Origin of the sequence: Alistipes sp. 56_sp_Nov_56_25 (genome assembly GCF_001915285.1) — a bacterium.
Classification (GTDB): Bacteria; Bacteroidota; Bacteroidia; order Bacteroidales; family Rikenellaceae; genus Alistipes; species Alistipes shahii.
Map to the genome: position 1 here is coordinate 1 of NZ_MNQF01000028.1, position 21,839 is coordinate 21,839.

Below are 21,839 nucleotides of genomic sequence, written 5' to 3' on the forward strand. Positions count from 1 at the left end.
AGAAGTGGTAATGCACCATGTCCGCACTCTCAAAGAGTTAAAAGGTAAAAATGACTGGGAACGCAAAATGCTCTATATGCACAGAAAGACTTTGGTCGTATGTGCGGAGTGTAACGCAAAAATCCAGAGCTGTGATAAGTAAAATGATGTTACAGATGGAGAGCCGTATACATGGAGACGTGTAAGTACGGTTCGGGGGCAGATAAACGAAAACCTACCGCTGTAAAGCGGAAAGGCGTTGTTTACCGAGCCTACAATTAACCGCCAACAAGATGAAGGAAGACGTACGTCTTCTTACGCAGCGCATCGGCAATCTGTATGAACTCACACAGCCTACGACCCGGCTGCTTTCCAAAGAGGCTTAACCCTAAACGGACGGCGACCAGATCAGTCTGGTCGCCGTTCGTTTACTTATTCCAGGGCCGGAAGTCGCGGTAGTTTTTCTTCAGCACCTCGAAGATACCGGATTCGGGATAGAGGATTTTCCCGCCGAGCGTCGTATAGGGAATCGCTTTCGTATCCCGCAAGGTCTGCAACGTCCGTTTGCACACATGGAAGCGTCTGCAAATCTCATCTCCGGTCAGATAATGCTCCTGACCGATCGTCGGCCGCAAATGTTTCATGGCCGTTTCGATCTCGCGCGTGGTTTGCACCATCCAATCCGTCAGTTCCTTGAACTCTTCGGATCGCTTCGTAATAATGTCCGACATACTATCTGCGGATCAAAGCTTCGCGGATGACACGTTCGACGTCGGTCTCCCGGTAATAGAATTTGGAACCTATCGTGGAATACGGGATGATTCCCCGATCGCGGTAATTCTGCAAAGCCCGCTGCGAGATATGCAGCGCCTCGCATACTTCCTGCGTGCTGAGCCATTTCTCCCGTGTGGGCGGAGCTACCTTACGATACAATTCCGTTACGGCGACCGACAGGCCGCACAGACGCCTTCTCAGTTCCAGATAGGCATCGTGTTCCATCATGGTTACTTCCATAAGTCGAATGTTTTATGAATTAGTATTTAGTATAATTTAAGCACCGGCATCGGATGCCGTCGTGTTTCATTTCGTCGTTTCAAATCCGGTGCACACAGCCGGATTTGCCGTCGTACCGAAAAGTAATCCTCCGTCAGCATCAGCTTTTCTGCTTCCGGTGTAAAGAGCATTACGCCTTTCATCACCGCATAATACGCCTCGTCATTCGCCACGACATGACGGGGCTGTAACTTCAGACGAGTCAATTCCGGCAATAATTTCCGCATGTATAGTTCATCGGGCCGCTTCGCTTCTTCCGTCGTCGCATGGAAGGATGCTTCCGGAGGCAGATCGTATTGCAGATAGAACAGGTTTTCGAGCGCCCGTCCGGGTGTTGTCTTTTTCAACTCTTCGGAGATGTGATGCCTGAAACCCTCTTCGCCGTTCGTTCCGACAGCGAAACGTACGGCATGCAGCGTTCAGTCGAGCGTCAGGTAAATACTTCGTATCCGGTCTTCCCGCATATTCGTTACATTTTTATTGCGGCACGTTTGCCGCTGACAGGACGGGAATGCCGCAGCCTGCGTTCCGTTTCCCGCCTTTTGGTTACGGTGCCCGTTCCGGGCAGGGAAACATGCTGTTTCGCATCCGGCGATGACTCTTTGTATTCCGTCAGGAATCTCCCGTTCTGAATGTTGTATTCCGTGCGAAGAATACCCGCTGCGATTTCACGGGCCTGCTGCTGCAAGGCACCGTACCCGAAGTCGTGCGTCGATTGCCGGTTTCCCATACGCGCCCGGTCGCAATCCCGGAGTTTCGACGCCACCTCGGAGAAGAACTCCCGATGTCTGAAACGATGCAACCCGTCGTCGGCTACAGATGCGGCGTACCCGTTTTCCGCGATATACAACAGCGTTGCGAGATCGTGATTGCCTGACGATACCTGTGTCCGGTTCCCGGCAACGAACCTCTCGAAGTCCTCGTAGCACGGCGATATGGAATATGCTGCCGAACATATGCCTTCCGAAAGTACCGATGTCGGAATCCACTTCTCCTCGGTAAAACTGTATCGGGATCTCTCCAGTCCCGGATACTCGCTTTTCAGATCGCTTTTCACGAATTTGTCGATACACTTGTCCGCCATCGCGGCGATTCGGGGCAGCAAATGTTTCAATTCATAGATTTTCAGCGTATCTGCATCAGTCCGCATTCCGAAGAAACGATCCGTCATGTATTGCATATAGCAGTACATGGCCCGCCGGCCCTTGGGCGTATCGCTGAAGAGATAAGTTCCCTGTGAAGAGGTTACAGCCCGATAGAGCGGTGCATCGTCGGGCGCCGTACGGGCACAATGCATCGTAAATCTCCGGTATTCGGAATCGCGCATCAGCTGTTCCCGCCGCCCTGCCGGAGAGAGGGGCGAAAGACCTTTCGAGAGTGCGAAAGCCGCATCCCGGAGCGAAACGGCCGGCTCGGGGTGTATATCCTGCCGGATAAAAGCCGGAGCCAGCTTCCCGTAAAAATACTCGTTCGTCGTACTTCGGCGCGACGGAATCGCTTTGCTGTCGGGAAAGGTCAGATGCAGCAGCGTGTGGTCGGGAACGACCGATGAACGGGAGCAGGCGGCAACCTGTTCGCGTATATAATCTTCGAAAGACTGACGTCCGTTTTCTCGGACGGCGATACGCACGGCCTGCATCTGCGGATTCATCGTAACGAAAACACTCGCCGGAACCTTGCGCCTCATGAGGCGGTCTAAAAAATCTGCGATTCGGGACATGAACGGTAAATTTCAGAGGATTTTACAAGACAGAATCGGAAATAATATCTATTCCCTGACACAACGCACCAGCCCTTTGCCTTTTCCGCCTTCGAAGTTCGTCCACCCGCTGTTGATCTCGAATTTGAAATAGACGGTCGGATACGGCGTAGCGGATGTCGGTTCGGACGCCGCTCCGGTCAGCATGACGGCAACGCCGTCACGATCCAGCCGAAAATCGTCGTTCCCGACCGGTACGGGATAAAACGTCCCCTTCGTATCTCCCCTGAAGCGCTGGAACCAATAGCCGTTGTCGAACGCTCCGACCACATATGGTTCTCCGGGAAAAACGTAATTCTCGAAAGCCGTCCATGTATAACGGCTCGGCAGCCGGTACCCTTCGGGACAGGGGTCATACACGCTTTTCGCACTCGCCCAACCGTAAGTGTCCACAGGCGCGGGATCGCCCCAAAGGGCATTGTCGTAATAGGTATAAAGTTTGGCGTACCACCCCGTATAGACATACGTCGTCGGGTGCCGGGTCATATAGGTCAGATCGTATGTTTTGGCTTCGGATCCGTTCGAGGTGTAGATTGTCGGCCAATGGTTTATGAACCGATCCTTACGTCCTGCGGCGTTGTAGACCTCGTTCGACGTAAAGGGATCTTTGCGCCCCCATGTGTAGACCAGTCCGTAGCGGGTTTTCAAATCCGTACCGATGGCTCCCAGATTCCGATCCATGACAAGGAACTGTTCGCCCGCTCGGTTCGTATACCGGTCGTCCTGCGGTCGATCGTTGGGCAGGCACCATATATGCCAGCTCCAGAGAATCGTCCCGCCAGCATCGTACACCGCGACGAGCGCATTGCCCCGCTGACCGTTCGTGCGCACCGTAAGACGGTTGTCCGCAAGCGTGAATCCCGTCACGATCTTGTTGTCCTGCCACAGCAGCCCGGCGGATGCCGGAGCGTATTCATCGCCCGCCTCGATTCCCAGATAGGCGTAATTGCGGCTGCGAGACGTGCGATACGGGGTAACATCGAACGTAACCTGATCGCCGGTGCAGATATGGCAGTTCGCCGTTCCGTAATACAGACCGTCGTAGACGAGAACCCGGTTGTCGATCTCATTTTCGCCCCTGATAACAAGCTCCAGATTATGCCACGTGTTTCGGCGGACATTGAAATCCGACGTGTTATTTTCACTCGGATAAACGATGTATTCGACAAGGGCTTTGTCCGCACTCCGTTCCGCGAGAATCCGCAGGTAGGTGGCACAGGCCGGAGCATTTTCAGGGCACTTGTCCTTCTGGTCGGTGATCGTGTCTACCGAGCCCTGCAAGTTCTCGAAAAGATACGCTGTACCCGCGGTTCTCCGTTCATTGCCGACAGGCATCGCCTCGCCGTCATAGTAGTTCGCCTCGACCGTCGAAGAAATACTGCCCGAATCGAAGGGACGTATCGTCAGCGGCAGATTGCAGAACTGCACAGAGCGAAGACGGAGCGACGGTGCGACGGCGTCGGCGACCTCGATGGTATAGGCGATCTTCGCCGCACTGCGCGTTACGCGAAGCGATGAGGGGGTACACCGGCCAGCGCCATCGACCGCCAATGTTCCCCGATCCGTCATCGGGATAGCGTCCGAAGACTCCATCACGTCTACCGCTGTTTCGTAAAACTGGATCTTGAACGCATTTTTATCTCCCAGATCCTGTCCGGCGTTCGCAATCGCATAACTCCGATAATTGCCGGGAAGGACGTTGAACACCAGCGGCGAGGAAACGGAGGGGAAATAAAAATGATATTCTGTATCTCCGTACAGGTATAAATTTACATCCCGAATGCAATTTTCGTCCATTGCGCGGGTGGCGGCCTGCTGCTCGGTCGTCAGATGCAGTTCGACCCTGACGGGCGATTGTTTTTCGGGCGCCCGAGCCGGTATCTCTACCGCTTCGGTGCAGGCTGCGAGCATCGAAAGCATGCCCGGGAGCCAAATCAACAGTTTTTTCATCGTGACAGCGGTTAAAATTCGGGGGTTGCGATTTCCTTATCCCAGCCGGGAATGTCGATCGTATCGGCTTCGATCACCGGGCAGCGGATAATTTCCACCTCTTCATGTTCGTAGACATGGCAGCCTGTAAATAGCGATGCGATAAGCGCGACCGCCGTTGTTGCAAGAAAGCCGTACGCGACGGCATATTTGATTTTCAGTCTGTTCATAAGTTCGATTGTTAAGTTCGTTTTTTTCGGTATTCCTCATAATCCACGGAGTGGAACAGCGGTTTGCGATTGCACCAGTAGGCCAGCCGCCATTGCTCCCACGAGGGTTTCCCCTCGTGTTCGAAATCCCGGTACGGCTGCGCGAAAGGCTGACACCCCAACGCTTTCAGCTCCCGGATACGTCCGAGCGCATCTTCGGTGTCATCCCTTATCAGCACATAGAAAAATAGTCTCCGGGCCGGAACGCCGTGCTTACGGAGGAGTTCTATGGCTTTATGAACGTCGTCCTGCATGGCACGGCTGTCGTAGGCCATGCGCAGAAAACGTATCCATTTGACCCGTGCGAGCAGCGCAGCGATCTCCGGTGTGCGGGCGATACGCCGGGCATCGAGTCCTTGGTTGAAATCTACCCGGATATCCATGCGGACGATCTTCTCGATCTGCATAAGTCCCCACTCCGAAGCCAAGACATTGTTGTCGAGCAGTACAGCATGCTTATGCCCGTCGAGAAACTCTTCGATGTCAGCGTGTGCCCGGACTTCACCTTCCTTATGGGGCACGACGCACCACGAACAGCGGTTCACGCATCCGCGCGTGAGAAACCCATAGGCTTCTTTGACCCCATAAAGCGAGTAATCCGGGCATATATGTTCGATCTCTTCGGGAAGAATCGTCGCATAGTCCCTGTAACCCGTCCCGGCACGCACGACCTCGCAATCGTAACGGTCGGTGCAATCCCGAGAAAAGGTAAAGACCTTCGACATATAGACCTTGTCATAACGCCTCGCCGCGGGATCGGCGAACTCCACCGTATCGCCCCGGCACTTGTGCCATGCCGAAAGTTTCATCAGCGCTATGTTCGGGAAGTTGTGCCCGTCCACATCCACCAGTCCGATCCGCATGACTATTGTTTTAAGAGTTCAGCAATCTCCGGATCGAGATTGCCCCGATACTCCATACGCCCGTCCAAGCGGCATGCTTCGAGGAAATGCTCCCGGCCTTCCGCTTTGCGTCCCAGCCGCGAGCAGGCGATGGCCCGCAGATACTCCGTCACGGCATCCTTGGGCATCGTTGCCAACAGCTCCATCGCCCGCTCGTTATGATCCAGCGACAGATGCGCCACGACGGTATTACGGTCGTTGTAGTCGTTGAGAATGTACAAGGCTTTGGCGTATTTGCGTTTCTGCAACAGCTCCACGCCGCGGGCATAGGCCGTATCCAGCTCCGTGGTGTGTATCGTGTCCTTGACCATCCCTTTGCGGCGCAGGCTGTAGCGAAAATTCACGGCCCGCAGCTGCGGATAGATCACCGAACGGATATAGGCATACTCTTTCGGGAACCGCAGCCGGATGGCCTGCTCCCTGCGGTCGGGATTCTTCTCCGCGGCGATCAGCTCCAGAATGGCGTCACGGTTTACGATCTCCCGGTCTGTTCGGATGCGGTTCGTCAGTTCCGCCCAGTCTTCGGCCACCCACCGCACGGTGAGCATCGTGTCGATGCTTCTGCCGTATCGGCGGACGAGGTAGCGTTTGAGCGCCGCGGCCCTTCCTTGCGAAAGACGGTCGTTGAAAGCGTAGGCTCCTTCCGGAGACGATGCTGCCGTCAGCGTGATGGTATCGACGTAAAACTCCTGCTGTTCGACGATCCGCCGCATCAGGCCGGCGATCTTGTCCAACTGCCGCCGGTTGTCGCCCAGCGTATCGACCACGCGGGTATCTCCCACGAAGAACTGAATGTAGTTGCGGTCTTCGACGGTCACGAACTTGTCGATGACCTTGATGCGATACCTCGGCACGGTATCTACGAAGGAGAGCATCGAAGATACGACGTAGCTCAACGTATCGGACGGCGGCAGACGGTAGGCGCTGTCGTCCACAGCCAAGACCTGCCCCTGAAGCGTTACCAGCATCTTTTTCGAGGTCTCGTCGGTTTTCACTGCTTGGGAATAGTAATACGTGACGGTGCTTCGTCCTTCGACCAGTGAATCGAGCCGGACGTCTTCGGGATAGGGAAACTTCACGAAGCGGTTGAAGGCCGCCTCACGCCCCACGGTATCGGGGCGGAAGCGTTCGACATAGGTTTCGTACTGCCAGTAGTCGCGCTCTTGCAGCAGCGAGAACCGTCCGCCGCGGATCATCAGATCTTCGAGCGCCACGGATTCGTCGGGTTTGTGAAGTATCGGTGTGATTACGACGCTGCGGCTCTTGCCCAACAACTGCTTGGGCAGCGTCACGATGAAATCCAGCACGACGCGCCCGTTGCGTTCGGGAATAGACCGCATCTTCGCCACGACCGTCACCTGCTCGATCTGAAGCGCCATCACGCGTTCTCCGTCGGCAAGCGTATCCACGAGTGCAAGAAAGAATGTGTTGCTGTCACGCTGGAGTTTTACGACCTGCAGGCGGGAGTCCTGCTGCCGCTCCTGCCGCTCGGCGCGGGTAAGCTGCGCCAAACCTGCCGTCGCCTGCTGCCGCTGAAGCCGTCCGGCTACCGAGCAGCCGAACAGGCTTCCGAGCGCTGCCGACAGCAGACCTATCTGCAATATCTTATTGCATATCTTCATGGCTAAAAGATATAAGAGAATGAGACTTCCAGTTTTGTCGGCGCCAGCGTCCAGCGTCGGTAACGGTAGATGTATTCATCCTCCCAGTCAGAGACGGTCGGGTCGCGGCGTGTGTCTTCGGTATGGAACAGCCCTATGCCGGCTTCGAGGGCGATATTCCATCGTTTCGAGAGCATCCACGCATATCCGTAGCTGACACCAAGACCGTAGGCATTGCCCTTATAGCGTTTTGTCCGGCTTCCGAGGTCGTAGTCGGCATAAGTGAGGTGCTGCCCGAGAAAGTGCCCGACGAAGGATTCGTAGAACCAGTAGCGGCCGCCGAGCTGTACGGCGTGGAAGTTCATCGAGAGGGATGCGGTATTCACCGGATTCCAATAGCCGGACAGCTCCAGCGACCAGTTGTCCGTCAGGGCCGTTTCGGCCCCGACGTTCAGCGTCGCGCTGCATGCCGCAAGGGCATTGGCCCTCACGGCGAAGATCTGCGCCGAAGCCCTGCGGGGCAGCCCCCACAAGGCCGCCGACAGCAGCAGGAACAGTATGATTCGTTGTTTGTTCATTGTTGAAAGTTAATTCGGTTTTATTCCCGGATGCAGCGCACCGGATTGGCGGCATAGCGGTAAAAATCCGTCGTATTGACGAACGGCGGGTAGTTGCTCGTATCGAATAGGATCGAGGTGCAGGCTACGTCATGGAACACGCCGGTCGAGTCTCTCCAATGAAGATAATACGGAGCGTTCGTGTAGAGCCTTCCGAGCGACCCGTTGCGGTCGTAACGTCCTTCGTAGAATGTTCCGCCCAAAGGTATCTTCGCTGTCTGCGTGCTGTTACAGCGGATTGTAATGTAATAAGGTGTCGATACGCCTATCCGCTCTATTTCCGCAAAATCCTCGGCACCGGGCACTTTCCATCCCGGAGGGCATGGATCGTAAATGGATTTATGGCTGGTGCGGCTGATATTGTTCTTCCCGGTCGTGACGTTGCCCCAGAGGTTCGGGTGGTGGTCGTAGAGCCAGTCGGCGACCGACGTCCACTCTTCCCAATCCTCGTAAAATACACCGTCCATATAGGTCGTTGGATGCGCTGTGGCCCATTCGAGGGTCATCACGTCGTAAGGCGATTCGGTTCCGGAGGTTCGGGGATTGCTTTCAGCATACTCGAATCCCGGAGCATAGACGGTCGGAGCCTGCGTGTAGGCGTCCGTGGCCAGCGCCGGATACGGGAACGGATCTTTGCGGCCCCACTGGTAATAGAGTCCTTTGGCAGCGGCCTGCGTGCAGTCCGTAGCCAGGGCCCCGAGGTTGCGATCCATAAAGACGGCTCCCGAAGCATAGGTCTGGGCCGTGGCCTCGATATCGTAATCCACCGACCAGATGTGCCACGACCATATGCATACCCCGCGGCTGTCGAGAAGTCCGATTACGGCATTGCCATAGGTCATGCCGGTTCGGAAGACGATACGTCCGTTGCCGGTCAGCTCCGCGCTTTCGACGATCGCGCCACGGATCGTGCCCGTTTCCCAGAGGACTTTCGCCTCGGCTCCCGCAAGTCTCTTCGGGACGATATTCGTCGTTGCACGGCCGTTGCCCATCGTCGTAGCGTCGAACGAATAGGAGGTATTCAATTCCGGCGCGATATAGCAGTTGGCCGTGCCCCCGTCGTCGAGCGGCCGGGTATTGACCGTGAATTTCGGGAAGATCGCGGCTTCGGGCGAGGTCGGAACATAGGCATACGAGGCCGATATCGAAAGCCGTGTCTTGTAGTCGGCTGCCGAATACCATCCCTCGAAGCGGTATCCGGCTTCGGGCAGGGCTGTCAGCGTGCATCCCTTTTCATGGCACAGGACGACCCGGTCGTGCGTCAGGGAAGAAGTTTCAGCGTCATACAACGCTCCGGCGACGGTTACCGTACCGTTTCCGTTTTCAGCCGTCGCGGGGTGAATATATACGTCGAGACGGTTGGCGAAGCGGTGTCTGATGTCGAACGACTGTGCAAATCCCGCATCATCCTCGACCGTGACGGTATAGACCACCTGCGAATTGACTGTCGTATAGATTCCCGGAGCGTAGTTCACGCCGAAGATATTGGGGCCGGGCTGTTCCGGAAGCATAAGGTCGCGGCCTTCCCCTACGGGAGAGCCGTTCAGACAGAACGCTCCGGCGTTGCCTTGCGCGACACCGATACGTCCCCGAAGCGTCAGGGGTGCGGGACTCCCGTCGATCTCCACGGCAAGCATCTGAAACGGATTGTAGGTGCAATATCCGCCGACCGAGTTTTCTTCGTAGGTGTCATGCACATTGACGGCATAGCTGCTAATGCGGGTATCGACCTCGCTGTCGCCCAAGATCGAGATATTGAGCCTGTAATGCGTGTTGGCCCGGACATTGAAATCCGAGGTGTTGTTTCCTCCGAGGTAAATATAATAAGCTAATATTTTCGACCCGCGCACGGCGCGGATCAGCAGATACGAGGCATTCGCAGGGGCATTTTCCGGGTTCTTCTGCCGTTGGTCGGTAATGGCCGCCACCATGCCCTGCATATTGGGTAACAGATAGCAGTCGCCCGCAGCCTGCTGTCCGGAAAGTTCCACCTCCGGACAATCCGTATAGTCGTCGGGATCATCCGACGGTGCGGCCGCCATATCGAACACGGATACAAAACGCGGTACCGAGAACAGTTGCACGGAGCGCAGTTCGATGTCGGCAACGGCCGGAGTAACGGTAATGTGATAGGAGATTTTCGACACGCAGCGTTGTACTTCGACGGCAGGCAGCGTCAGCATCCCGTCTGCCGAGGGAATTATCGTTATATCGCCCTCATAGGCCATAGGCAATACATCGTACTTGTCGGCGTGTGTAACGGTAAAATCCTCCCACAGCAGATTGTCGCCCAGATCGCGGCCCAGATTGGCGGCAATGCAGATCCGGTAGTCGCCCGGTAGGCATTCGAAACGCAGCGTCGCAGAGGTCTGGTAACGGTGCAGGACAACATTGCTGTTATCGTCGTAAAGGTAGAGGTTCAGGTCGCGGATGGCCGTTTCATCCGCAGAGCGAGTTACGGAGGACATCCTTTCGGGCCGTACCGTCAGGCTGACGAAGACACCGCGGGGATTTGTACATTCTGTCCTGTCCTCGGCGATGCAGCCCCACAGCAACAGGATGGCAGCGAGTATCAACAGATATTTTTTCATAGTCGGAAAAATCTGAAAAAGGGATTGAAAACAGCTCCCGCCCGCGAGGGACGGGAGCTGCCAAAACAAGAGGGCTATGCCCCCAGCTCGACGTTCTGCGTCACGGGCGTCTCCCAATCGGCGACGGTGACCGATACGGCGCACTCCTGACCTACGAGACCCGTGATATTGGCCGCGACACGGTAGTAGCCGTTTCGGAGAATCTCGCCCGCGGCCTTACCCGTCAACTCGACCGAATAGGTCACCTCCGAGCGGTCGTCCGTAGTCGAGGTGCTGCCGTCCGAATCGTATGTGGCGTTAATTTCCAGCAGAACGCGGCTGCCCGCGGGCAAAGCTCCATTCTCGAAACAGTAGAACAGCGCATTGCATTTTCCCGAAGCCGTGGCGGGAGTCTGCATGTGGCTGAAGGTCATGGCCCCGGGTGTCGGCGTTCCGGCCACGACGAGCGACTGCGAGGCGGCTTTGGAGAGTTTTACCGAGTTGATGGTAAGCGTTCCTGCATATTTGTCGGCGAACGACGGGTCGATGGTCGTCTGGAGGACTACTTTAGCGACAGTGCGTTTGAGTGTGATGCCGACATTGGTCGTGGAGTTCACGGCCCCGACGGTCTGCGATTTCATGCCCGACATCACGAAGCCGCCCGAACGCTTGGCTGCGGTGGACACCTCGGCAAAGGTGCCGTTATAGTCGGCGGCCGACTTCTCCACAAGGGCCGTAAGGGCCGTCCGGGTCTTAGCCGACGAGGCGTCGTAGTTCGCTATGGCGTAGAATGAACAGGGGGTGCTGGCAAGAGATTTAGGTAGGGAGAATGTCGCCGATTTCGCGGCCAGTTCGCTGGATGTTAAATCCCGGCGAATAACGAAGTTGTCGGCATTATCGAAGACGAAAATCGACAGTGACGACAACGAAGACTCTCATGCCTCGGCCGAGGCTGTCGAATCGAAGAAGGAGCGGGTGTCGGCGGCATCATCGGTAAGCGTAAGTGCGATACGTGCCCCATCGGTGAAAGAATTGGGGGAAGGTACGACTTCGGTCTCCTTGTTGCAGGAAACGGATGCGGCAGCGAAGACTGCAACGGCTAAAAGGATGTTTTTCATGTTATTTGGATTTTGAATGCAGCGATGCACTATGCGTCGCTTTCTGCTGCAAATGTATAATACAAAATCACTGAAAAGTACACTTTTCCGGATGCCTCTCGGGAAAAATCAAAAAGTTTTTTGTAAAGTATGAAAATATAATCAACTGAAAAATAAACTGTTGAAATTTTGCAAACGGAGAAAAACTTTCTGATTTTCTCGTCCTTGACAGGTCTCCGCTCTCTCTATCGCAGGTGTCTTTCGACGACTTGCTCATAGGCTTTTTTCAATTTATCCAGAAAAGGTGTGACCGCCGTGCTGCGGTCAAGCATCCTGGTTTTCTTGACATAGACATCGTTGATCGTGATATGGAATGTAGAAGACAAGGCACGGACGATCTCGATGAAACGCGCCTTGCGGTTGCCGTACATGATAATCCCGTTTTTATGAAGGGCAACGGCAAGCTCCAGCAGCTCTTGCTGCGTCCCTGTCCACAGCAACTCGCCGTCCTGATAGGATAAAGGGAACGAATAGTCTTGGTTCGAGCTATATTTCGTACTATTGCTGACGATATTGATTTCGCAATCCAGAATATACATGATTTTATAGATGAACGTCGTCCTTAAAACATTGTTCGAATATCGATTAAACGATGGATGGGACAATACGTCGAATTCAACCCGGCTGTAATACAGTATTCTCAAAATATCATCCCGGTTATCGAAATTAGCAACCATCTCGGTCATCGTCCCGATAAACTCTTCGTATGCATGGGCTAATTCCGACGGATTCGATTCATTTTGAGTTAGCAACGCGTATATACGGGTATGAATAAGCGTTTTCATAAGACAGATCTCCGTATTGCAGAATCATGTGTATTTTTCGTATTCACAAAGTATCTGTTGGATAATTTTTCTTATCTTTGCAAAACAGCGAATAGCTGTCGAATCCTGTCATCGACACCTGAAAATGCTACCAAGACAAGATGGACGGGATGATAGGAGAATCGTGCAAAAACAGCACGGGCTCTCCTATCTGTTCATCGGGTTGTAGCATTCCTCAGGTGTCAATAGGTTGAGTCCGTGCTTATTTTATACTATCTCAACTTATTATTGTACCAACTAAATATAATTTGAATACGAATTCATCAATTCGTGCGTTATTAAATAAATACTATCACAAACCGGCCACGGAGAGTTTTTAAATTGAAAGGTCACTTACGGGTATATATCGACTCGAATCGGTCAATGTATTTGCGGTAGTTTTTGTTTCCCCATTCGTCTTTCGGATGGGGGAACGTTTTCATATCCCTTCATCAGTTAAAATAACCCGCACACCTGTTTGCGGATGTGCGGGTCTGGAATCGGTCACTTTCGGGTATATAACGAATCCGAATCGGTCAATGCAAACACATCGCTATCATGTTATTCCACTTCGTCCATGTTGATCTCATACCCCGACGATACAAAAGTCCAGTCTTGAGGGCGATCGCCGTTCTCACAGGTAACGGTCAGACCGTAAAGCCCGCTTGCCGTAGCGTTGAATCCGTTAAGCGGATTAACGTTGCTGCTGCGACGCAGGTTGAAGAACATGAATGCGCCGTAGCCCTGGGCTTTGGCACGCTTGGCCAGCGAATTCAGCGTCGCTGCGTTGGGAGCAGAGCCGAGATTCGTCGATACCGGCGACCAGCGGGTTTTGTCCACCAGACCGGATGTCATGAAGCTCGAACCGAAATAGCCATGATACGCATAGTCGATGCAGGCTTTAGCCTCGCTGTTCAGCGTGTTGGTATACCCCCAGTCGAAAACGGTGATGAGTTTGTCGGCCGGCATCAGCGCGTGGAGTTTGGTGATGATTTCGCTGTACGAAGTAGAATTGGTAGACGAATAATTAGCATACTCATCATCGAATCCGATTCCGTCCAGACCGTATTTTTCCACAGCATGGGCCAGGATCTTGGCGAACTGTGTGGTCTGGGTATCGTTCATGTTGGCGACACCGATGCCCTGCCAGTCGCCCAGCACGGTCAGCAGCACCTTGATGCCCTTGTCCTGCAACGGTTTCACGTAAGTCTGATAACCGCCGTTTTCGAGCAGGTTGGTCATCTTGTCATTCAGGAAGAGCGTAGGCTCTACCACTCCGTTCACCGTCCGCTTGTGGATGTTCGAGGCAAACAGCTCCACGATACCGGCAAAGGGTTTGCCGTTGGAGAGCATGTAATCTCCGGCATTGAGCGGGTTGGTGTCGTTGGTCTCGACATAGATGGCCACCACGGGCGTATCGCCGTAAGCACGGGTTTGGGGAACTGTGCCCTGATCCATCGTCGGCTCCTCGGCCTGCTGGCACGAGAACATCATCGTAGTACCCAAGAAAAGGGCTGCAAAAATTTCAAAATAACGTTTCATAGTCGTTTTTAGTTTTAAAGGATCAATAACTGGTTAATCGGTTTGTTTTGGTTTTTGTTTTTTCTGTCATTCAATGAGTTTTAAGGGTTAAAGAATATGTCGTTTAGACCGAAATAGGCATGCCTGTAAGTTTACCAGTCTTTTAACCATTTGTTATATCCTGTACCACCATTCGGGAGTTTGCCCAAAAGAGATGTATCGAATGAATATTCATTATCGCTCATAATGGAGGGGCCCCAAGGTGTATCCTCGATCATCCAAGCGCCATCGTCGGCAAAATACGTATATCCAACCTGAATGCTGCTAGCCCAAGTGCTTTCGAAATTATCCTGAAGAAGCGTCCGCAGACTTTCAAAAACCAGAATATTGCTCTGCTTGTTTCCTGCCTGACGCCAGAAGAAAATATCGGTGAAATAGTCATTTATAGTGTTCGGGCCCTGCGGATACCACGGAATATTGATACATCCGTATTTCGCAGGATCGAGGCCGGCAATAGGCTTGCGGGGATGATCCGTCGAGACATATTGCTGCCCCTGATGCCAGGGATCGACAATCTGAACATTTTTCTCATTGTCCAGATACCCAGACCATGCGTAATCGAGGTATTGCCCGACTTCGATGCCTCCGGTCGCCCCGGTATCCCAGAAATACTCGGTGGGGGCTTCGTAATCGGTCAGCGTCACCAGTTTGTCATTGCCGAGCGCTTCCCGCATCGCTTTGATGAGTTTCGGATAGGAGGTCGTGTTCATGGCGGGCATTCCCTCCTTGCCGTAGGCGGCATTGCGATCCCAGAAATTCACACCGTCGAGTGCGTATTCCGTGATAACGGTCTTCACCTGGGCTACGAAATCGACAATCTGGGCGTCGGTCAGATTGCAGAATCCGAGCCCTGTTCCGCCACCTTCCAGACAAATGCAGACCTTACGGCCTTTATCCTGCAAGGGCCTGATATATTTGTCGATATGGTCGAGGACATAGCGCATGTCGTTTCCGAGATTCAACAGGGCGCGTCCCGTCTCCGCATCGTAATCCAATACCACCTTGTTCAAATTGACAATGTTACCGATCGTCCGCAAGCCGTCTTCCCGCTCGCTCCACGCATTTTCCCACGTATTGGCATCGAGCTTGGACATGAGGTATTCATCCACCAACAACGGCTGGTATTTTTCCGTGTCGAGATAGAATACGGCAAATACCTGGTCGGCATTGAGCTTGTACTCCCCGAGTTGTCGTGCGCGAATTGAAATGAGATAATTGATTGTCTGATGCTCCTCGGTTCCGGCCTCTTCAGCCACCGTCAGCGGCAGATAATATTCGCCCGGAGCCAGATTCTCGGCCATGAAGCGGATACGTTTAAGTGCAGAACGCTGATTTTCTGCCGAGAGCGAAAGCGTTTTGCCGTCAGGAAAATCATAATTGCCTTCGGGCAGCAACGTTCGCTGCTCGTCGTTCGCCTCGTTCCACCCATCGAGCAGCGAACCGTCGATCCATGCGTCGAGGGATAATTCCGAAGCCGGCGCTTTTGAAAACTGGTAATAGAAGTTGGAAGTTACGAACCCGGATCCTTCCGTCATCCGAATACGAACCTTGTCGTCGGACATACTGCTGCTACGCAACCTTCCATAGATATTCTCCAACGGTTCCTTGTCGGGAAGTTTCCCGCCCTGCTGCTCTACGGTGTCGGCGTCGCAGGCCATAAGGCCTGCGAGTGCCGCCGTACAGAGAAGCGTCGCAATTCCCGTTTGCAAACTAAAAATCGTCTTCATAATCACTCGTTGTTTTCGTTAAGTTTCGGAATCTCGATGCCCTGCGGCCAGATAATATCGTACTTGGCTACGCCGTCATTGCGGTACATCGAATAGTCCTTGACCGTATTGCCCGAGGCATCGTTGCACTTCCAATAGCCAAGAAGCGTCGGATCGTCCTGCGGGTTTTGAATGTCGTACATATTGTCCCAGATCTGTTCGGGCGTACGGGCCACCGACCAGACACGTGCTTCGGCGATCTTGCCGTTCAGAGGACGGTAATCGTCGTAGGAGCGGCCGAGGAAGAACTGGTAAGCCTCGCCCAGCTTGTTGTAACCCGTGTCGTCGGTCTCGTACTGCGGTTTTTCGTTGTCGGGAGCCGTATTCCACAGGTCGTAGAGCGCCCGCATGGCCAGATTGATCTGGTTCTTCTTGCTCTGCGCCGAGATGCCGACATCGGTCGCTTCGCTCTGAATCTGGCCATCGACATAGATGCGTGCGGTACGCGCCGCTTGGTCATATGTGCAGGCGACATGGTACCAGCGCCCCTTTTCGAGGTTCTTCGTCGCATCGCGTCCGGGAATCTTCCCGAAGGACGAGCCGGCGCCCGATCCGTCGAACTGCAACTGCTGACGCTCGAAATTCGTGTCGCCGATACGCAGCAGCAGATACTGCTCGACACCCATGATGGACGAGATGTTGACGGGGCTGCCCGTAGCGTTGCTCGTCGCAAAATCGTCGAGGTAGATAAGGGCCTCGTAGGTCACGGCCGTCAGACCGTTCCAAGCCTTGCTGCTTTCCGAATACTTGTCGAGGGTCGGGAACTCGATCCAGTTGTCGGTGAGCTGCGCTGCGACGGTGATGGCCGAGGATCGTTTCACGACATAATAGGCGACGTCGGAACCGTGAAGCACGTCCATCGAGGCATGGCCGATGCGCACGGGAACGAGATAGGTTTCGTCGATAGGAAGCGCTCCCGTCTGTTCCTCGCCTTGGCCCATCAGCTCCTTGAATTGCAGGGTCACGACATCCGAGGTTGTTTTTCCCGCGGCGATCGTGACACTCTCGGCCGACAACTCATAGTATTTGGCATCGAGCATCGTCCACTCCGTACCGTAGCGGGCGTTGTACGTCCCGACGAGCGACGGGTCGACCGTGAGCGTCACCGCCACATCCTGTCCCGCAGGATAGGTCAGCTCCGCCTGCAAGGCGCAGTCGTAAGTCGGTTTATTGTTGCCGAAGGTTGTAAGCTGCACCTCGTTCGTTTCCGCGACGTCGAGATAAACGGCGTTTCCGAACTTGTGGTCGTCGGCCTCATAATTATCGCAGGCCGCGAAAAACACGAGCCCCGCGACGGCTGCAATCAGATATTTTCCGTATTTTTTCATGGCGTTCACTATTTAGCGGGATTTAACGTCTGGATCGCCCCACGGATCGTCTGGTAGTTCATCTCCGCATGATAGTAATCTCCGGAAATGTTGTAAGCTGCCAGACCGCCCAGCGGGCCGAATTCGATGACGCGGCGCGACATCTCATCGACGGCCGCGAACTCCGTGCGATCCTCATCCAGCAGGGGTGCGCTGATCTCGGCCGCCAGCAGCAGCTTCTCCGGCGCGATACCGGCATACCCCGTGGCATTCAGCACCTGGAGCTTCACCTCCTGCACATTTTCGAGTTTCTCCGTATCGAGGGCAATAAAATCGACCTTGGGACGGTCGGCGGCCGCAAGCGACAGCGGGTTGCCCTCGAAGACGAGGAGCTGGCCCTCGGATTTCGCCGCAGCAAGTTTCTCGACGATGCGGGCTGTGGCATCCGTCGCCAGCGGGTCGGTCGTAAACGAGTAGCCGTCCATGCCGTTGGCGGCGACGGCGGCGACAACCTGATCCAGATAGGCATCGAGCGCCTGCATATCGACGAACTCTTCCGCGCGTGCGGCATAATCGACCTGATAAAGTACTTTCGTCCCCTTCTCGCGCATGACGTCCATATCCTCGGCGTCGAACTTCGAGAAGTTATCGGCGTTGGTCAGCGTCACGATGTCCAGCGAATCCGGGAGGCAGCGCATGAAATCCTGCTCACTCGATGCTTTCTCGGGCGAGTTGTGCAGACGGGCATAAACAATGAAATGTTCTGACTGTTTATAGGCCCTCAACGCCGCGGTGTATTCGGCCCATAGTGCCGGATCCTGCTCCCAGGGCTTTTCCACCTTGCTGTCCACCGTTTCCATCTCCGTCCAGTCGTTGCAGGCCGCAAACGTTGCGACGGCAGCGCAAAAAGCGAGGAAACGTATCATTCGGTTTGGTTTCATATTCATAGCGATTACTTGTTATACGGTTTGCAATCCCACCATACGCGGGTTCCCATGACGTCGCCCGAACGGTCGCCGTTCTGTTGCTCTGCACCGAGCGTTTGAATGGCCGCCTGAAGGTTGGCGTTGTTCTGCTGGTACTCCTCGACAGGGTAAGGCAGACGGCGTGCGCCCTGTTCCACATTGACGGAACCTCCCGATTTGTCGGTAGGTACAGGCAGCAGTTTCGGATACCCCGTACGGCGGTGTTCCGACCATGCTTCGACTCCCAACGGGAAGATAGCGATCCACTTCTGCACGATGATGCGTTCGAGGTTGCGCTCCTGAACGGCCTCCGTATCGCTGCCGTCCGTCGCCGTTTCCCACGGAACGGTGATTTCGCTCCGGGCAGATGCGCTGTAGTTGCCCAGCGGATCGGTATAGGGTGCAGGCTTCTTCGTGGCGTCGACCAAATAGGCGTCGGCCCCCGATGCTCCCCGCTCCTCGAACGAAAGTCGGACAGCCTGCTCATAGAGCGTCTTCGCCGTCTCGGCCGATCCCCAGCGCAGTTCGTACTCTGCATGCAGGAAGGTCGCTTCCGCGGCATTGAACCATAAATAGGGCGTATCGCTCGCAACGATCATATTCGAATACTTCGACATGGCCTGCGACTTGCTCGTCACATCGATGCCGATACGGATACCCACATAGTCGCCGACATCGTTCGCAAGGAACATCTTCTCCATACGCGGGTCTTTGTAGCCGTTCATGTAGCAGAGGATGTCGGCTCCGACACGGTGGTCGCCCCAGTCGTTGTAGATGAGCGTCGTGCGGTTCTCCGCGGCGTGCATCGCCGCATTGTCGGCATTAGCCTCGATAACACCCCCGGCAATAGCCTCGGCGGCCTTCGCACGGGCGACGTCGGACTTCACATACGACAAACGCATGGCCATGCGCAACTTGAGCGAATTGGCATATTTGAGCCACTGCGCGATATTGCCGTAGTAGACGCCGTCGTAGCGGCTCCACGCTTCGGCCGGGAGCGTCGTGTTGCGGCCCAGTATCTCGATAGCCTCGTCCAGCTCCTCGAACATCTTCGTATAGACCGCCTCCTGCGAATCGTACTCCACATAGACAGACTCGTTGCTCTCCAGCTTCGAATAGGGAATCGGACCGTAGGAGTCCGTCACACGGTGCATGATGGCCACTCGCAACAGGCGGGCGAAAGCGATGGCCACTTCGTCTTCCGTGCCGTTGACGATGCCCTTATAGGGGGTATAGGTCTCGGTGATGACGTTGGCGAAAGGCCATTTGCGCCAGTCGGCCGAGGGATTATAGGTCTCGAACTTGGTCTGCCATGTATCGACCGTAGCACCGATGTAACCGCCGAACGGCCCGCCCGAAAGCGATTCGTTGAACTGGTACATATGCTCCTGCACCGGAATCACAAGACTTTGAAGAGCTTTGAACTTCGTTCCGGTCTTATAATTCAGGGCATCCATCTGGTCGTCCGTAACCTGATTGGGATTGCGGTTGATGTCTTCGAAATCGCCGGTGCAGGCTGCCAATCCGAACAGCGCCAGTGAAAGCAGCACCGACTGCCATCTGTTATTCATCTTTTTCATGGTTGCTGCGCTTTAGAATTGGAATTTGACATTGAAACCGAGGTTGCGCATCGAGGGCATCATGAAGTAGTCGATACCCTGATAGTTCAGCCCCGTCGAAGCGACGGCTTCGGGGTCGAACGGCGCTTTGCAGTAAATCATCCACAGATTGCGCCCTACGAACGACACGGTAAGCCCCAGCTTATTGCGGAACCACTTGCGCGGGAAAGTGTAACCCAGCGACAACTCCTGCAAGCGGACATTCGTCGCCGAATAGAGATAATACTGCGGCAAACCCGACTGCGAGCCGATCGCCTGATACCATTTCTGGGCATCGACCATCTCACGGCCGTTGATCAAAACACCGCCCGCATCGCGCGCCGCGGCCGAAGCCTCCGAGACGCCGTACAGGTCGAGGTTGGCCTGCGTCGCCGAATAGCAGACACCGCCCAGACGGGCCGTAAACAGCACGCCGAGGTTAATACCCTTATAGCTGAAGTCATTGCGCCATGCGAGGTTGTGGTTAGGGAAAACCGATCCGAGATAGATGTCCTCGCCTTCGTCGGTCATCAGTAGGTTGCCGTTCTTGTCCACCTCGACATAACCGTTGTCGTTGAAGCGAAGGTTGGACGTCGTGTAAAGGTCGCCCAGCGTACCGCCTTCCTTGAGGATGTACTTCGCCTTACCCAGCCCCTTGATGTCCAACTTGGTAAGATTCAACGCTTCGCCCGTAACCGGGTTCACGGCATTGGCTGCCAGTTCGATGATCTCGTTCTTGTTCCATGAGTAGGTGAAGTTCGTCGTCCAGCGGAAATTCCGCCACTGATTGTCATACCCGAGCGACAGCTCGACACCTGTATTGCGAACGTGTCCGGTTTGCAGGTAGATGGTCGTATAGGACGACGAGGGCGGAAGTGACGGGTCGAAGGTCTGGTTTTTCGTGTCGGCCTGATACCACGAAGCCGAAAGGTTGATATGCTGCCACAGACGGGCATCCAGACCGACCTCATAGGTAATGGTACGCTCCGGCTTCAGGTCGCCGATCGGATAGTGCGTCTTGTCCTTCCACACTTTGTTCGTAGCGTCGTATTCGTAGGTCGGAACCGTCAGGTGACGCGGGAAAGGCATACCTACCGAGGCGATCGAACCGCGGATCTTCAGATAGCTGAACGTCTTGCCCAGATCCCATGTCGAAGAAGGCACCCAAGACAGGCCTACTGACGGATAGAAGAACGACGACTCGGGCGAATTGGCCAGTTGCGAAGCCCAGTCGTTACGCCCCGTCACCGTGAGGTAAAGCAGCTGTTTCCAACCTACTTCGACCGAGGCGAAAATCGACTGCGTCTGGTCGTGCCAGCCGACCTTTTCGGCACGTTTTTTCGTGTCATCCAGATCGAAAACATTGAATATGTTGGGAAGTCCGTTCTCCTGAATCGGCCCACGGTATGACAACTCATCGGTCTTGATATTGTTGATCGAGGTGCCGATATTCGCGTTCAGAGACCAATCCTCGCCGAAAGTCTTGTTAATGTTTACCATCAGATCGGCGTAGGTCTGCGTGTCGTAAGCACGGGCTTCGGTATAGTGGCCGTTTTTGCCGCCTTCCGTAATCGTGGTGTTCGACGAGGCATAGAGTTTTTGCGTGTAGAGCGAATTCGAATTATCAATGCGGACACGTCCGGCAACATTAAGCCACGGAAGAATGTCGTAGCTGGCCGAGAACGACAGCATATAACGCTTCTTGTCCGTATTGCGCAGGTTGCGGTAGTTGATCCAGTAGGGATTCTGCATGCGCAAATCACCGCCTTCCATATCCGCACTCCAGAATTGCTCCATGAGTTTCGTCCCTTCGTTGTAACGCTCGAAGCGACGGTAAAGGTCGAAATTCTCACCCCGCGGGAACAGGTAGGCCGGAACCAGCGGGTTCGAATAGACTCCCTGATTGGTCATGTTCTGGTCTTTCTGATAGATGTAGCTGGCGCTCGCATCGAGCTTGAGCCGGTCTTTCAGAAAGTACGAAGT

General features: G+C 54.5%; 20 protein-coding genes. 1 reads left to right on the plus strand and 19 read right to left on the minus strand.

Annotated elements, in window-relative coordinates; all coding sequences use genetic code 11:
* Positions 1 to 142, plus strand: a 142-nt coding sequence (locus BHV64_RS07860) for an HNH endonuclease (RefSeq protein ID WP_441294228.1), incomplete at its 5' end; no start/stop codon positions are given.
* A 265-nt stretch (positions 143 to 407) separates the two neighbouring features.
* Here the strand turns inward: BHV64_RS07860 and BHV64_RS07865 are convergent.
* The 19 genes from BHV64_RS07865 to BHV64_RS07955 form a co-directional block, all read right to left on the minus strand.
* Positions 408 to 710: a helix-turn-helix domain-containing protein gene (locus tag BHV64_RS07865; protein WP_015547817.1), complete on the minus strand. Its 303-nt coding sequence runs from the start codon at positions 708 to 710 to the stop codon at positions 408 to 410.
* Position 711: 1 nt separating this feature from the next.
* Positions 712 to 993 (minus strand): helix-turn-helix domain-containing protein, encoded by a 282-nt coding sequence (locus BHV64_RS07870; protein ID WP_015547818.1) that lies wholly within the window; start codon positions 991 to 993, stop codon positions 712 to 714.
* A gap of 26 nt (positions 994 to 1,019) precedes the next feature.
* Entirely contained in the window at positions 1,020 to 1,379 is a 360-nt protein-coding gene (locus tag BHV64_RS07875; protein WP_044054571.1) for a hypothetical protein, read from the minus strand.
* Positions 1,380 to 1,501: 122 nt separating this feature from the next.
* Positions 1,502 to 2,752: a DUF6047 family protein gene (locus tag BHV64_RS07880; protein ID WP_229104315.1), complete on the minus strand. Its 1,251-nt coding sequence runs from the start codon at positions 2,750 to 2,752 to the stop codon at positions 1,502 to 1,504.
* Between the two features lie 48 nt (positions 2,753 to 2,800).
* Positions 2,801 to 4,741 carry a DUF4906 domain-containing protein gene (locus BHV64_RS07885; RefSeq protein ID WP_217727817.1) on the minus strand — a complete coding sequence of 647 codons (1,941 nt, stop codon included), beginning with the start codon at positions 4,739 to 4,741 and terminating at the stop codon, positions 2,801 to 2,803.
* 11 nt (positions 4,742 to 4,752) lie between these two features.
* Entirely contained in the window at positions 4,753 to 4,950 is a 198-nt protein-coding gene (locus tag BHV64_RS07890; RefSeq protein WP_018696912.1) for a hypothetical protein, read from the minus strand.
* Positions 4,951 to 4,961: 11 nt separating this feature from the next.
* Positions 4,962 to 5,852: a radical SAM protein gene (locus tag BHV64_RS07895; protein ID WP_279065921.1), complete on the minus strand. Its 891-nt coding sequence runs from the start codon at positions 5,850 to 5,852 to the stop codon at positions 4,962 to 4,964.
* A gap of 2 nt (positions 5,853 to 5,854) precedes the next feature.
* Positions 5,855 to 7,513 (minus strand): hypothetical protein, encoded by a 1,659-nt coding sequence (locus BHV64_RS07900; protein WP_279065919.1) that lies wholly within the window; start codon positions 7,511 to 7,513, stop codon positions 5,855 to 5,857.
* 2 nt (positions 7,514 to 7,515) lie between these two features.
* Entirely contained in the window at positions 7,516 to 8,070 is a 555-nt protein-coding gene (locus tag BHV64_RS07905; protein WP_279065917.1) for a DUF3575 domain-containing protein, read from the minus strand.
* Between the two features lie 20 nt (positions 8,071 to 8,090).
* Positions 8,091 to 10,700, minus strand: a complete 2,610-nt coding sequence (locus BHV64_RS07910; protein WP_288115713.1) for a DUF4906 domain-containing protein — start codon at positions 10,698 to 10,700, stop codon at positions 8,091 to 8,093.
* A 74-nt stretch (positions 10,701 to 10,774) separates the two neighbouring features.
* On the minus strand, positions 10,775 to 11,605 hold the full coding sequence (locus BHV64_RS07915; protein ID WP_288115714.1) for a DUF4906 domain-containing protein: 831 nt from the start codon (positions 11,603 to 11,605) through the stop codon (positions 10,775 to 10,777).
* Between the two features lie 9 nt (positions 11,606 to 11,614).
* Positions 11,615 to 11,797 carry a hypothetical protein gene (locus tag BHV64_RS07920; protein ID WP_117506998.1) on the minus strand — a complete coding sequence of 61 codons (183 nt, stop codon included), beginning with the start codon at positions 11,795 to 11,797 and terminating at the stop codon, positions 11,615 to 11,617.
* 224 nt (positions 11,798 to 12,021) lie between these two features.
* On the minus strand, positions 12,022 to 12,621 hold the full coding sequence (locus BHV64_RS07925) for an RteC domain-containing protein (protein ID WP_196003969.1): 600 nt from the start codon (positions 12,619 to 12,621) through the stop codon (positions 12,022 to 12,024).
* 579 nt (positions 12,622 to 13,200) lie between these two features.
* Positions 13,201 to 14,181, minus strand: a complete 981-nt coding sequence (locus BHV64_RS07930; protein ID WP_015547826.1) for an EndoS/ChiA family endoglycosidase — start codon at positions 14,179 to 14,181, stop codon at positions 13,201 to 13,203.
* A 131-nt stretch (positions 14,182 to 14,312) separates the two neighbouring features.
* The gene (locus BHV64_RS07935; protein ID WP_055203576.1) at positions 14,313 to 15,947 is read right to left on the minus strand and encodes a BT_3987 domain-containing protein; all 1,635 of its coding nucleotides are present in this window, start codon (positions 15,945 to 15,947) and stop codon (positions 14,313 to 14,315) included.
* 2 nt (positions 15,948 to 15,949) lie between these two features.
* Positions 15,950 to 17,314: a DUF1735 and LamG domain-containing protein gene (locus BHV64_RS07940; protein WP_055203578.1), complete on the minus strand. Its 1,365-nt coding sequence runs from the start codon at positions 17,312 to 17,314 to the stop codon at positions 15,950 to 15,952.
* 8 nt (positions 17,315 to 17,322) lie between these two features.
* Positions 17,323 to 18,219 (minus strand): glycoside hydrolase family 18, encoded by an 897-nt coding sequence (locus BHV64_RS07945; RefSeq protein WP_288115715.1) that lies wholly within the window; start codon positions 18,217 to 18,219, stop codon positions 17,323 to 17,325.
* Between the two features lie 26 nt (positions 18,220 to 18,245).
* The gene (locus BHV64_RS07950) at positions 18,246 to 19,838 is read right to left on the minus strand and encodes a SusD/RagB family nutrient-binding outer membrane lipoprotein (RefSeq protein WP_055203581.1); all 1,593 of its coding nucleotides are present in this window, start codon (positions 19,836 to 19,838) and stop codon (positions 18,246 to 18,248) included.
* A 12-nt stretch (positions 19,839 to 19,850) separates the two neighbouring features.
* On the minus strand, positions 19,851 to 21,839 hold a 1,989-nt coding region (locus BHV64_RS07955), incomplete at its 5' end, for a TonB-dependent receptor domain-containing protein (protein ID WP_353744049.1).